Annotated in this window: 15 protein-coding genes and 1 riboswitch; of the genes, 6 read left to right on the forward strand and 9 right to left on the reverse strand. The window is 34.2% G+C overall.

What is annotated here, in order from left to right; genetic code table 11:
* Both ACOQFO_RS10940 and ACOQFO_RS10945 read right to left on the reverse strand, forming a co-directional pair.
* Positions 1-140: DUF4372 domain-containing protein (locus ACOQFO_RS10940; protein ID WP_421689711.1), on the reverse strand; the 140-nt coding region annotated here is incomplete at its 3' end.
* 159 nt (positions 141-299) lie between these two features.
* Positions 300-1,103 carry an alpha/beta hydrolase gene (locus ACOQFO_RS10945; protein WP_421689698.1) on the reverse strand — a complete coding sequence of 268 codons (804 nt, stop codon included), beginning with the start codon at positions 1,101-1,103 and terminating at the stop codon, positions 300-302.
* A gap of 124 nt (positions 1,104-1,227) precedes the next feature.
* Here ACOQFO_RS10945 and ACOQFO_RS10950 point away from each other — a divergent pair, with 124 nt between their 5' ends.
* The gene (locus ACOQFO_RS10950) at positions 1,228-1,740 is read left to right on the forward strand and encodes a gamma carbonic anhydrase family protein (RefSeq protein ID WP_421689699.1); all 513 of its coding nucleotides are present in this window, start codon (positions 1,228-1,230) and stop codon (positions 1,738-1,740) included.
* 142 nt (positions 1,741-1,882) lie between these two features.
* Positions 1,883-2,428 carry a hypothetical protein gene (locus ACOQFO_RS10955; protein WP_421689700.1) on the forward strand — a complete coding sequence of 182 codons (546 nt, stop codon included), beginning with the start codon at positions 1,883-1,885 and terminating at the stop codon, positions 2,426-2,428.
* Positions 2,429-2,473: 45 nt separating this feature from the next.
* Here ACOQFO_RS10955 and metK read toward each other — a convergent pair whose 3' ends face one another.
* Positions 2,474-3,676 (reverse strand): methionine adenosyltransferase, encoded by a 1,203-nt coding sequence (gene metK / locus ACOQFO_RS10960; RefSeq protein WP_421689701.1) that lies wholly within the window; start codon positions 3,674-3,676, stop codon positions 2,474-2,476.
* A 320-nt stretch (positions 3,677-3,996) separates the two neighbouring features.
* Positions 3,997-4,124, reverse strand: a riboswitch (SAM riboswitch).
* A gap of 200 nt (positions 4,125-4,324) precedes the next feature.
* On the opposite strand from metK, the gene pckA reads away from it, so the two are divergent.
* Complete coding sequence (gene pckA / locus ACOQFO_RS10965) at positions 4,325-5,911, forward strand: phosphoenolpyruvate carboxykinase (ATP) (protein ID WP_421689702.1); 1,587 nt, start codon at positions 4,325-4,327, stop codon at positions 5,909-5,911.
* Positions 5,912-6,003: 92 nt separating this feature from the next.
* Here the strand turns inward: pckA and ACOQFO_RS10970 are convergent, their stop codons facing one another.
* From ACOQFO_RS10970 to ACOQFO_RS10985, 4 genes are all read right to left on the reverse strand, one after another.
* Positions 6,004-6,825, reverse strand: a complete 822-nt coding sequence (locus ACOQFO_RS10970) for an alpha/beta hydrolase family protein (RefSeq protein ID WP_421689703.1) — start codon at positions 6,823-6,825, stop codon at positions 6,004-6,006.
* The gene (locus ACOQFO_RS10975; RefSeq protein ID WP_421689704.1) at positions 6,809-7,276 is read right to left on the reverse strand and encodes an NUDIX domain-containing protein; all 468 of its coding nucleotides are present in this window, start codon (positions 7,274-7,276) and stop codon (positions 6,809-6,811) included. The genes ACOQFO_RS10970 and ACOQFO_RS10975 overlap by 17 nt, the downstream gene beginning before the upstream one ends.
* A 56-nt stretch (positions 7,277-7,332) precedes the next feature.
* Entirely contained in the window at positions 7,333-7,650 is a 318-nt protein-coding gene (locus tag ACOQFO_RS10980) for a transposase (protein WP_421689705.1), read from the reverse strand.
* Between the two features lie 83 nt (positions 7,651-7,733).
* Positions 7,734-8,174, reverse strand: a complete 441-nt coding sequence (locus ACOQFO_RS10985; RefSeq protein ID WP_421689706.1) for a Dps family protein — start codon at positions 8,172-8,174, stop codon at positions 7,734-7,736.
* 170 nt (positions 8,175-8,344) lie between these two features.
* On the opposite strand from ACOQFO_RS10985, the gene ACOQFO_RS10990 reads away from it, so the two are divergent.
* From ACOQFO_RS10990 to ACOQFO_RS11000, 3 genes are all read left to right on the forward strand, one after another.
* On the forward strand, positions 8,345-8,509 hold the full coding sequence (locus ACOQFO_RS10990) for a hypothetical protein (protein ID WP_421689707.1): 165 nt from the start codon (positions 8,345-8,347) through the stop codon (positions 8,507-8,509).
* Positions 8,506-8,739: a membrane protein insertion efficiency factor YidD gene (gene yidD / locus ACOQFO_RS10995; RefSeq protein ID WP_421689708.1), complete on the forward strand. Its 234-nt coding sequence runs from the start codon at positions 8,506-8,508 to the stop codon at positions 8,737-8,739. Before ACOQFO_RS10990 ends, yidD begins: the two co-directional genes overlap by 4 nt.
* 104 nt (positions 8,740-8,843) lie before the next feature.
* Complete coding sequence (locus tag ACOQFO_RS11000; RefSeq protein ID WP_421689709.1) at positions 8,844-9,833, forward strand: metal ABC transporter solute-binding protein, Zn/Mn family; 990 nt, start codon at positions 8,844-8,846, stop codon at positions 9,831-9,833.
* 67 nt (positions 9,834-9,900) lie between these two features.
* Here the strand turns inward: ACOQFO_RS11000 and ACOQFO_RS11005 are convergent, their stop codons facing one another.
* A complete protein-coding gene (locus ACOQFO_RS11005; RefSeq protein ID WP_421689710.1) occupies positions 9,901-11,340 on the reverse strand; it encodes an o-succinylbenzoate--CoA ligase in 1,440 nt (479 codons plus the stop codon).
* A 156-nt stretch (positions 11,341-11,496) separates the two neighbouring features.
* Positions 11,497-12,315: a 1,4-dihydroxy-2-naphthoyl-CoA synthase gene (gene menB / locus ACOQFO_RS11010; protein WP_097148627.1), complete on the reverse strand. Its 819-nt coding sequence runs from the start codon at positions 12,313-12,315 to the stop codon at positions 11,497-11,499.
* Between the last annotated feature and the right edge of the window lie 158 nt (positions 12,316-12,473).

The following is a 12,473-nucleotide window of genomic DNA, read 5'->3' on the forward strand; positions in this document are numbered from 1 at the left end:
AGTAATTTCAAGAATGAAGCGATGTGTAGCTTCTTTGTATAGTAATTTAATTGATGGGTTTCCACTAATTCTTCTAATTTCGTTGAAGAAATCGGTGTAAACCATTGTTCAAATGATGTTTTTCGTGTAAACTTATCCATGCTTATGGTCCTTTATTTTGGATTTGGATGGTTTACTACCACCCAACCATTATAAAGGCTTTTTTTATGCAAAGATAGAATTACAGAAAATTCAGATTTCAATTAGGTATTGAATTATTTTAATGCGACGCTAGTGATAAAATTTATTATATTTATATTTTATTCAACAATATATCCAATTCCACGGGTTATATTGTTGATAAAGTCTCTTATATATAAGAAAACTTGCTCACGTTCCATATCGTGGAATAAGTTATGATAACTAAATGGCCATTCCTTAAATTGAAATTCAGATGAAGTCTGTAACAATAACCACTTTCTAGCCTGATCTATCTCTGTAATTTTATCTTTTTTTGCTGTCATTAAAAGTATAGGGATTGAAAGCTGACTTGTCGCAGGAGTTGTTAAGTTTTTCATTAACAATTGGATTTCCTTATACCAACTAACAGTTACATGTGTTTTATAAACAAGTTCGTCATCTATTTCTTGATAACCTTGCAAGCTATTTGTAAGTGCTTTTTTATTAATATCCAATGATAATTTCATATTAGAAGTTAGTGAGCCAAGATTTGCTAACGTACTTTTTAGCGTGTTACTTAATTTTTGTAAAGCAAACCATGGTGAACTTAGAATAATTCCCGCGCATTCTACCTTATGTTTTTTTAAATATTGGACAGCTAATGTGCCCCCCAATCCATGACCAATCAAATATACCGGTAGTTCATAAGTTAATGCACTCTGCATCATTCCATGGATATAATTGATATATTCATTTAACGTTTCGTCATGTATTCTTGTATATTTTGACTCTTCTCCGTGTCCAGGTAGATCACCCATTACGACGTGACACCCATCTACTCTTAATTTTTCTATTAACCAGGCATACCAACGATGATGTTCAAATGCACTATGTACAATGACAACAACAGCTTTTGGTTGCCCTTCAGCTTCCCATTTCCACATTACTACTTTCCTCCTACCCATATAATCATTTCTAAATATGGGCATTATTACCTTCTATTTTCTTTTTTACAATGTATTTGATAGGATTATAATACAATTCTACTTTGAAATGAGGAGTTTTTCGATGATTTACCCGTATAAAGATAAAAATCCTAATATAGACCCTACTGTTTTTATTGCTGATCATGCCATTATTACTGGTGATGTGACGATTGGGGCAGAAACCTCTATCTGGTTTAATACGGTAATCCGTGGTGATGTTGCTCCAACTATTATTGGGAAGCGTTGTAGTATACAAGATTTAAGCTGTTTACACCAAAGTCCAAATAACCCTCTAATTATTGAAGATGAAGTAACAGTCGGCCACCAAGTAACATTACATAGTTGTATTATTCGAAAGCGCGCGTTAATCGGTATGGGGTCTATCATACTTGATGGAGCCGAAATCGGTGAAGGAGCATTTATAGGGGCTGGGAGTTTAGTACCACCTGGTAAGAAAATCCCACCAAATACACTTGCAATGGGAAGACCTGCTAAAGTTGTACGTGAAATAACTACTGAAGATCGTGAGGACATGGACCGTATTATTCGTGAGTATGTTGAAAAAGGACAATATTATAAATCTCTATTAAAATAAGCGGAATAAATTTAAGAGGTAGTATTGTAAATTATTCCTTCAAACTACCTCTTCTTATATTTTTTCCAACAGAAATATTGTAGAATCACCATTAATATAATGGTATAAATAGTTTATTCTGAGAATGAGAGGAATACTGACCATGCCATTATTAAAGAAAGATAGTAATAAATGGACCATTTTTATTCCATTGATTGCTATTTCAATTTTCCTTGTATTTATTATCCCAGAAATTATTTCCTTCTTTTTATTTAACAGAGAAAATTCAATTGCATTTATATCATATGGTAAAAACTTTATTTTGTATTTCATTTCATTGATGATCATCATTATTGTTTTACTTTCAACACATTATTTCAAAAGAGTTTTCATTAAAATCTTGGTCAGTCTTTTAGGTTTTGTCATTATTATTTATGTCAACTTTGTTGGGATTCAATATTCTATCTATTTTGATGAGGATTTCATTGTATATAAACCGTTATTTGGTACATCTGAAAGTTATGAATGGTCGAAATTTTCGAAAGTGTATCATGAGTTACCAACTGAGGAATATGTAGAAAAATATATTTTCGAATTTCATGATGGAGAGACTTTTGAGCTAATCATCACGAGTAATTTTTCAAATGAAATCACTACTAAAATTGAGGATAAAATTATGACTTTAGAAGCTTCATATGAAGAATATTAAAAAACAGGTGGATAATCATCCACCTGTTTTTATATATCTAAAATATTATAGATATAATTTTGCTTTTTCTTTTAATTGTTCAGCAATATCTGTGTTTTCCCACGGAACATCTAGATCGTTTCTTCCGAAGTGACCATAAGCTGCTGTTTGTTTATAAATTGGTCTACGTAAGTCAAGCATTTTAATAATGCCTGCTGGACGTAAATCAAATAGTTCACTTACCCATTCTACAAGTTTACTTTCTTCTACTTTACCAGTACCAAAAGTATCTACAGAAATAGAAACTGGGCGTGCAACACCGATTGCATATGCTAATTGAACTTCAGCACGATCCGCAAGACCTGAGGCAACGATATTTTTAGCAACATATCTTGCAGCATAAGCAGCAGAACGGTCAACTTTTGTTGGATCTTTACCAGAGAATGCTCCTCCTCCGTGACGTGCATATCCCCCATAAGTATCAACTATGATTTTTCTACCTGTTAATCCAGCATCACCTTTAGGTCCACCAATTACGAAACGACCAGTTGGGTTAATGAAATATTTAGTATTTTCATCAATTAGTTCAGTTGGTACTACTTGAGAAATTACTTTTTCTTTTAAATCAGATTGAATTTGTTCTAATGATACATCTTCATCATGTTGTGTAGAAATAACAATTGTATCAACACGAACAGGTTGATTGTTTTCACCATATTCTACAGTTACTTGAGTTTTTCCGTCTGGGCGTAAATATGAAAGTTCATTTGTTTTACGAACTTCTGTCAAACGACGTGCTAATTTGTGAGCAAGGCTGATTGGTAATGGCATAAGTTCTGGAGTTTCATTACAAGCATAACCGAACATTAAACCTTGGTCACCTGCTCCAATTGCTTCGATATCTTCATCTGACATAGAGCCTTCTCTTGCTTCAAGGGCTTGATTGACACCTTGTGCAATATCAGGTGATTGTTCACCAATAGCAGTTAATACTGCTAGATTTTCAGCATCAAAACCATATTTACCGCGTGTATACCCTATTTCTGCTACTGTATTACGAACAACACTTTGAATATCTACATATGTAGAAGTTGTAATTTCTCCTGCAACTAAAACTAAGCCAGTTGTTACAGTAGTTTCACATGCTACACGAGCATTTGGATCCTCTGATATAATTGCATCTAAAATGGCATCTGAAATTTGGTCACAGATTTTATCTGGATGCCCTTCTGTTACGCTTTCTGATGTAAACAGTCGACGATTTGTCATATATGTCCTCCTAAGTAAGAAGCGAAAAAGTTTCTTATTTTGATACGGTACTCATTACCCATGTTAAGTTTTTTATAAAAAAACTCCAAGCTATGTTGCTTTTTTTAACACGAGGAATTGAAAGGATATAAATAGGAAGTAATTATTTAAGCCATTATAATGTTGTACACTAAGCTTTGCCACAAAAGCATTTTGCGATCAGTAATCGCAGGAGCATGTTATGTACATTAGCATTTGCTCATTTTTATTTTATACAAAAAAAAATTCCTTACTCACGTACTTTACATGAGCAAAAGGAATTACAACTTAAATACCTTTCACTCTTATCGTTCAAGGGAATTTTCCCTTGCATCAGGTTGGCACCATCGCTATTATTTACTATAGAAATAGTAATAGCAGGTTGCCGGGTTTCACAGGGCCTTGACCCTCCACCAGCTCGGGATAAGAGTATCCGTTCAATTGTAAATGGTACGAAAATTAGCGTTCTTTGTCAATTAATTTTTCTTGACCTGTAATTACATTTAAATGTAACAATTTTTTTATGGATTAGTATAGATTATTCAATCCAATGTGTTATACTATTTTTGAAATTATATAAAAACCTCCCAAAATACGGGAACATTACGAAAAAAGGATGGTATTTAATCGATGAATTCAGTAGAAATTGCAAATGAACTGAAGGAATTATTAAAGGGTGAAAATGTAAAAACACAATTATCAGTACCTCAATTAGTAGAAACATCAACAAAACGTGGTGAAGCAATTTTAACAGTTGACGGTGCTATTGTAGCGCAAACGGGTAAATATACTGGACGTTCTCCTAAAGATAAATTTACTGTTGAAGAAGAGAGCACAAAAGACAAAATTGACTGGGGTAAAGTAAATCAACCAATTTCTGCTGAAGTGTTTGATAACCTTTATATTAAGGTATTAAAATATTTAAAAGAAAAAGATGAACTTTATGTATTCAAAGGCTTTGCAGGTGCTGACAAAGAATCACAGCTTCCAATTCAAGTTGTAAACGAATTTGCTTGGCATAACTTATTCTGTCATCAATTATTCATCCGTCCAACTGAAGAAGAACTTGCTTCTCATAACTCAGAATTTACAATCATCTCTGCTCCATCATTTAAAGCAGATCCTGCTGTTGATGGTACAAATTCTGAAGCATTTATCATTGTATCATTTGAAAAGAAAATCATTTTAATCGGTGGTACTGAATATGCTGGTGAGATGAAAAAATCAATCTTCGGTATTATGAACTACTTATTACCAGAACAAGGTATCCTTTCAATGCACTGTTCAGCAAACGTTGGCGAAGCTGGCGACGTAGCATTGTTCTTCGGTCTTTCTGGTACAGGTAAAACAACTTTATCTGCAGATGCAAATCGCAAACTTATCGGAGATGACGAACACGGTTGGTCTGATAACGGTGTATTCAACATCGAAGGTGGCTGCTATGCAAAAACAATTAACCTTTCTGCTGAAAAAGAGCCAGAAATTTATAATGCCATTCGCTTTGGATCTGTATTAGAAAATGTTGTTGTTGACCCAGAAACTCGTAAACCAGATTACGATGATGGTTCATTAACTGAAAATACTCGTGCAGCTTATCCAATTCAATTTATCGATAATATTGTAACTCCATCTGTAGCGGGTCACCCTAAGACAATTATCTTCTTAACTGCTGATGCATTTGGTGTTTTACCTCCAATCAGTAAATTAACAAAAGAGCAAGCAATGTATCACTTCTTAAGTGGTTTCACTTCTAAGTTAGCAGGTACAGAACGTGGTGTTACAGAACCAGAACCAGTATTCTCAACATGCTTCGGTTCTCCATTCCTACCACTACCAGCAACACGCTATGCTGAAATGTTAGGTGAGAAAATTGATGAGCATGGTGCACAAGTGTTCTTAGTTAACACTGGTTGGACTGGTGGAGAGTATGGTGTTGGAAATCGTATGAAACTTTCTTACACTCGTACAATGGTTCGTGCTGCAATCGATGGAAAATTAAATGATGTAGAAACAATCCAAGATCCAGTATTTGGTTTACACATTCCAACAAGCATCGAAGGCGTACCTTCTGAAGTATTAATTCCACGTGATGCATGGTCAGATAAAGACGCATACGATCAAAAAGCAGCTACTTTAGCAGACTTATTTAAAGAAAACTTTAAAAAATTTGGTAATGTATCTGATGAAATAGCGAAAAATGGTGCACCCTTAGTATAATCACATCGACATAATCATTTTTTAACATATATCATAAAAAAACATCAACTCGGAAAATTTCGAGTTGATGTTTTTATTTTGCGCTGACTAATCTAATTCCCATCTATTGTATTAATATCAGTAACCGATTTAGCCGATTTTGATTTCATCCACTCACAAAGGACTTTTACAGTTTTTCTATTTTCTTTTGGTGGATAATGATGAGGTAAGCTTGGATAATACCATGTTTCGTATTCTTTATTTTCCCTTTTTAAAGCATTTTCTAAATAATATGCTTGTTCAATACTTACATTTCGATCTTCTAAACCATGGATAATTAGAACTGGAGCATTGATTTTATTTATTTTATATAGCGGTGTTCTTTCATCGTATAGTTCTTTAAACTTTGTAGGAGGACCACCGATTATTCTTTTTAATGTTCTTCTCATATCCACTCTTTCGATATACATGGAGGACAAATTCGATACTCCTGCCCAAACTACAACAGAATGAATATCATCACGTAAAATGGATGTCCATAATGCCATTAACCCCCCACGAGAAAAACCATAGACGTGAATTTTGTCTTTATTGCAAAATTGCTTCAAGACGGCTCCACCATGTACTGCATCGTATCGATCGCTTCCTGCAAACTCGTCACGACCTTGTCCACCGCGATTTCCGCGATAATAAGGGGCAAATACAATAAATCCATGGGAAGCAAACTGAGCTATTCTAGCAGGTCTGACAGCCCCAACAAATTGCAATCCACCTCTTAAATATAATAAAGCCTCGTAATTTCCTTCTCTTACTGGCTTTGCTAATAATCCTTTAACTAATAAACCCTCTGACCAGTAACTTATTTCAAATAGGGCAACATTTGGATTTGGTGATGGAAATTTACGAATCGTTTCAATACTACCATTGTCTTTCATGCTGCATCACTTCCTGTAATATCTTTTTCATCCCTTCATCGCGCATATAAAAGCTTAGATTCGGGTGATTTAACAATTCTTCATTTGATAGCCAAACCATTCCAATCGTTTCATGTTCTTCTACAAACGAATCTATTCTTTCTACTTTTCCAGTAAAAACTGTTTTACAGAAGGGATTCTCCCCATGTACTAAGTATTCAGCAAACCATTTTAAATCTGAAATATGTACAGATGTCTCTTCATAAACTTCCCTAATAGCTGCATGTTCTAAAGTTTCCCCATGTTCAAGCTTTCCACCAGGAAATTCAACTCCACGTTTTTTATTTATGGCACATAACCATTTTTCTTTATATTTAACTAATACTAAAACATGTGTTGGTTGAATGGAAAATTGATTTTCCTTGAAAGATAATTCTACTTTGCACCCATTTTCATCTATAAATGTAAACATCCCTTTACTCAACTCCTATTAATTCAATAATAAGCTAGTAAAGGGATTATTGTCACTCAGTTATTAAAGTAAGGTAATTGTTCCACAAATTTCTTTGTCTCTTCATCACCAAACTCATGAATAAGAGCATAAATTTTCATGATTCTATAGTCGATCTCGTGATTTGATTCATCCATGTGATATTGTAAATAAGGTATATGTGCTCGTACAGCATTATGGAATTCTATTGAGTTAATCTGTTGGAATAGGTGTTCAAAGACACGTGCTTTTTCCGAAGACATTTTCAATTTAAATTCACATGGTTCTCCAAGTGGTACATAGCTATAAGAATTATTTGCTACCGATACATAAAGGTTCGTTTCGATAATTAACACTCCTTTTTCATAAGTATGAGGAGCATACATTGTTACTATACTAGAAAAGCAGTGAAGAATTTCTTCTCACTCTTATTTTGAATTTATCCTAAATATGCCGTTAACATCCAATTATGTTTTTCTAAGCTTTGATAGGTTGCGTTTAACATATCCTCTGTTCGTTCATCTCCATCTTCTGCAGCTTGATTCATTGATTCCTTTAATAATTTCATTACCTTTTTAAAATCATCAATAATAGTTTGAACCATTTCCTCTGATGTTTCATTTCCCGATGCTTCCTGAACATGTGAGAGTTCTAAGTGCTCCTTTAATGTAGCAACAGGTTTACCACCCTTAGTTAAGATACGCTCTGCTACTTCGTCTAAATTTAAAGTAACCTCATTATAAAGCTCCTCAAACTTAGCATGTAATGTGAAAAAGTCTTTGCCTTTAATGTACCAATGATAATTATGTAACTTTGTATAAAGGACGGACCAAGTTGCTACCAGTTCGTTTAATTGTGTATTTAGTTTGTTTGTTGTCATTATTGGCACCTCTTTTTATAGAAATAAATTATTGAAACTTTCATAATTACTATTTCCTTTATAATCTAATTTATAACTTTAAATTCGTACCATAATGTTCAATAATACTTTAGGAACTCTTTCTATTTTTAAGATATAATATATTTAGAATAAATGGAGAGTGAGTTACTTTGGATATTACTTTGGCTATCATTATTTTAGTTGCAGTCATCTATTTATTAATTATTATTGGTGCGGTATTCTTTATTAAGTATCGGAAACGTGGTATGTTTGAACAAACAATTGATCCAAAACCACATCAAAATACTTTTGATATAAAGAAGGATGACAAGTGAAATACCCGTTTATATGGCTGATTAAATTGTATCGTAAATATATATCACCAATGACACCACCAAGTTGTCGGTTTCATCCAACATGTTCTCAATATGGACTGGAAGCATTTCAGAAACACGGTGCAATTAAGGGAGCTTTTTTAACTATTAAAAGAATATTGAAATGCCAACCCTTTCACCCTGGCGGCTTTGATCCTGTACCAGACGAATGGCCTTCGAAAAAAAAGTAAATTTCGAAGGCTATTTTTATTGTGTTTTTAACTATATTACGTTATGATAATTCTTGTTGAATTTTACAAATCGTAATTATTACTATTTATGGAGTGAATCACTCATGAAAAAACTTATGTTAATGACTGCATTGACAGTTATGGCACTTCTAATAACTGCATGCTCTAGTTCCGAATCTAACGGACAAAACGTTCCAAATAAAATTGATATATATACAACAGTATATCCACTAACTTATTTTGCTGAGCGAATTGGCGGAGATTATGTCAATGTTTCATCTATTTATCCAACTGGTTCAAATGAACATACTTTTGAGCCTACACAAAAAGATATGATGTCATTAGCCGATAGCGATTTATTTTTCTATATCGGTTTAGGCTTAGAAGGATTTGTGGAAAAAGCTGAAACAACTTTAGCCGATGGAAACGTAAAGTTTGTAGCTACGAGTGAAAACATAACAGAAGAACAGTTACATGTATCAATTGGTCATTCTTATGATGAGGCTGCTGAACATCATGATGAGGAAGAAGATGGTGAAACAGAAAATCATGATGATCACAATCATGGTGAATTTGACCCTCATGTATGGTTATCGCCTGTACTAAGCCAAGAATTAGCATTAACGATTAAAAATGAATTAGTCAATGCTATGCCTGAACAAGAAGCCATTTTTACTGAAAACTATGAACAACTGAAAAGTGAATTGCAATCTTTAGATGCTGAATTTGAACAACTAGTTGCAGAAGCATCTACGAAAACATTCTTTATCTCACATTCGTCATTTGGCTATATTGCTGGCCAATATGGATTAATCCAAGTACCGATTGCTGGTCTAAACTCTCAAAGTGAACCTTCTCAAAAGGAAATCATTGAAATCGTGGATTTAGCAGAAGAACTTAATGCGAAGTACATTTTATTTGAACAAAACGTCTCTTCTAACCTAACATCAGTTATTCAAGATGAAGTTGGGGCGAAAAGTTTAACATTACACAATTTAAGTGTTTTAACACAAGAAGATGTTGCTAACAATGAAGACTATTTTACTTTAATGAAAAAGAATATTGAAACGTTTAAAGAAGCATTAAATCCGTAATCTTAATGGCTATGCTGTGAACAAAAATAAAATCCTCGAAGTGGAGTTGTCCAATTCGAGGATTTTTTTAATCTAATAATTCTTTAAGTTTTCGGCGCATTAATTTATTTGAACCATTACGTGGAAGAGATTCAACAAAGTAAATTTCTTTAGGTACTTTATATTTCGCTAAATGTTCAATACAATGCTCGTATATTTCTTCTTTTGTTGTTTCATTTTTCAATACAACAAAAGCAATTGGCACTTCACCCCAAGTTTCATCGGTTGTTCCACATACCCCCGCTTCTCGAATACTACTATGTGCCATTAACACATTTTCAATTTCTGCAGGGTAAATGTTTTCTCCACCTGAAATAATAAGGTCTGACCTACGATCCACCACGTATAAATAACCCTCTTCATCTAAATAACCAATATCTCCAGTATGTAACCAACCATCAACTGTGGCACTTCTTGATGAAAACTGACCAACATAACCAGGTGTCACATGGGGTCCACGAACTAATATTTCTCCTTCAACATGTGGCTTACCATTTGCTTCAGCAATTTTTATTTGATTGAAAAATAGTGGTTTTCCTGCAGAACCAAGTTTTCGTATCGCATCCTCACTAGCTAATGTAGCAGTTTGCGAAGATGTTTCTGTCATTCCGTATGTTTGCTGGATCGGTAAATTTACTTTTTCTGCTCGAAGTAAATAGTCACGAGGAAAGGGACCTCCACCTGCTAAAACGGTTTTAAATTTCGGGGATGCCTTTAATCCATTTTCTTCAAGCCCATTTAAAATTCTTTCTAACATGACCGCAACGAGAGACATAATGGAAACTCTACCTGAAGAGATATCTTCAACTGCACCATTCGCATCAAACTTTTCATATAATTTCACTTCATTACCATATAATAATGATCTTATTAAAATAGATAAGCCACTTATATGGAATAAAGGAACCGCGCACAGCCAAACATCTTCTTCTGATAATCCGATATTTAATACGGAAGCTAAAGCACTTGATTGATGATTTCCAACAGTTTGTCTAACCCCTTTTGGAAACCCAGTTGTTCCAGATGTATACATAATGGAAGTTGTCTGTTCTAAAGACCATTCCGTTTCAATTTGAATCGGCGTGCCTTCGCATTTCTCCACTTCTGAAAATAATAGAATGTTCGTATTGTCTGGGAGCAAATGCTGATCCTCATCATCCACAAATACGCATGTAACTTCAGCATCGTTTATTTGATATGCAAGTTCATCTTTTGCTAATTTACGGTTCAATAAAACCATTTCACATTTTAAATGCATGCAAGCGTACATGATAAAAATAAGTTCTGGTCGACTTCGGCCAATGATCGCAATTCGACTATTTTCTTTTATTCCAAGGGAAGTCAGCTGATAGGCTCTTTCCACTGATATTTTTTTTATTTGTTCAAAAGTCCATGTCTTCCCTTCAAATGTTAAGGCATGTCTTTTAGGCGTTAAAAATGCACGTTGCAATATCCAGTTCGGATACATGATTCATTCCTCCAAAATCACAGATAACCCTATTTTACGACGAAATTATACATTCGTAAAAAAATATTCCTAAAGGTTATTTTTCCAACAGAACAATGTCTAATAAAAAAAGATAAGAGACGTTTAAATCTCTTACCTTTCATTTTGATTAATTAATCAAGGGAATTTAGGGAATTGGTCAAAGTCTGGTTTACGTTTTTCTTTAAACGCGTCACGACCTTCTTTTGCCTCATCCGTTGTGTAGTAAAGTAATGTTGCATCCCCAGCAAGTTGTTGTAAACCTGCTAAGCCGTCTGTATCAGCATTAAATGATGCTTTTAAGAAGCGCAGTGCAGTTGGTGATAATTGAAGCATTTCTTCACACCATTGAACTGTTTCGTCTTCTAATTGCTCTAAAGGAACAACTGTATTTACTAAGCCCATTTCAAGTGCTTGTTGTGCATCGTATTGGCGGCATAAGAACCAAATTTCTTTCGCTTTTTTGTGACCGATAATACGAGCTAAATAACCTGCACCATATCCAGCGTCGAATGAACCAACGCGTGGACCAGTTTGTCCAAAACGAGCATTTTCTGCTGCAATTGTTAAGTCACAAACGACGTGTAATACATGACCTCCACCAATTGCATAACCAGCTACCATCGCAACAACTGGTTTAGGAATAACTCGGATTAAACGTTGTAAATCTAATACGTTTAAACGTGGAATTTGGTCGTCACCTACGTAACCACCATGTCCACGTACACTTTGGTCTCCTCCTGAACAGAATGCAAGGTCACCTTCACCTGTTAAAATAATTGCACCAATTTTAGAATCTTCACGTGCACGAGAGAAAGCGTCAATCATTTCAGCAACTGTTTTTGGTGTAAATGCATTTCGCTTTTCTGGTCGGTTAATTGTAATTTTTGCAATACCATTATAAAATTCATACTTGATCTCTTCATAAGTATGTAATGTTGTCCATTCTCTAGCCATTTAATAGCCTCCTAATTATTATATAGACTCTCGGCATTCGCCGAGCTTTGTGGTTCAAGGATTTTCCTCAAACCAATTTATTTCATCCCTCCTATTTTAGGTGGGATTTTTTAATGTTCATTTTTTTAAAACTGGAAATTAATTATCAAAATATTTTC

This window comes from Ureibacillus sp. MALMAid1270, from assembly GCF_049202975.1.
In the GTDB taxonomy this organism is placed as follows: domain Bacteria; phylum Bacillota; class Bacilli; order Bacillales_A; family Planococcaceae; genus Ureibacillus.

Coding starts and splice junctions, on each gene's coding strand:
- ACOQFO_RS10985 (WP_421689706.1), bottom strand. CDS start 8,174: ATGACAACAAACAAACTAAATACACAATTAAACGAACTGGTAGCAACT.
- ACOQFO_RS10950 (WP_421689699.1), top strand. CDS start 1,228: ATGATTTACCCGTATAAAGATAAAAATCCTAATATAGACCCTACTGTT.
- pckA (WP_421689702.1), top strand. CDS start 4,325: ATGAATTCAGTAGAAATTGCAAATGAACTGAAGGAATTATTAAAGGGT.
- ACOQFO_RS10945 (WP_421689698.1), bottom strand. CDS start 1,103: ATGTGGAAATGGGAAGCTGAAGGGCAACCAAAAGCTGTTGTTGTCATT.
- ACOQFO_RS10955 (WP_421689700.1), top strand. CDS start 1,883: ATGCCATTATTAAAGAAAGATAGTAATAAATGGACCATTTTTATTCCA.
- menB (WP_097148627.1), bottom strand. CDS start 12,315: ATGGCTAGAGAATGGACAACATTACATACTTATGAAGAGATCAAGTAT.
- ACOQFO_RS10970 (WP_421689703.1), bottom strand. CDS start 6,825: ATGAAAGACAATGGTAGTATTGAAACGATTCGTAAATTTCCATCACCA.
- ACOQFO_RS10975 (WP_421689704.1), bottom strand. CDS start 7,276: ATGTTTACATTTATAGATGAAAATGGGTGCAAAGTAGAATTATCTTTC.
- metK (WP_421689701.1), bottom strand. CDS start 3,676: ATGACAAATCGTCGACTGTTTACATCAGAAAGCGTAACAGAAGGGCAT.
- ACOQFO_RS11005 (WP_421689710.1), bottom strand. CDS start 11,340: ATGTATCCGAACTGGATATTGCAACGTGCATTTTTAACGCCTAAAAGA.
- ACOQFO_RS11000 (WP_421689709.1), top strand. CDS start 8,844: ATGAAAAAACTTATGTTAATGACTGCATTGACAGTTATGGCACTTCTA.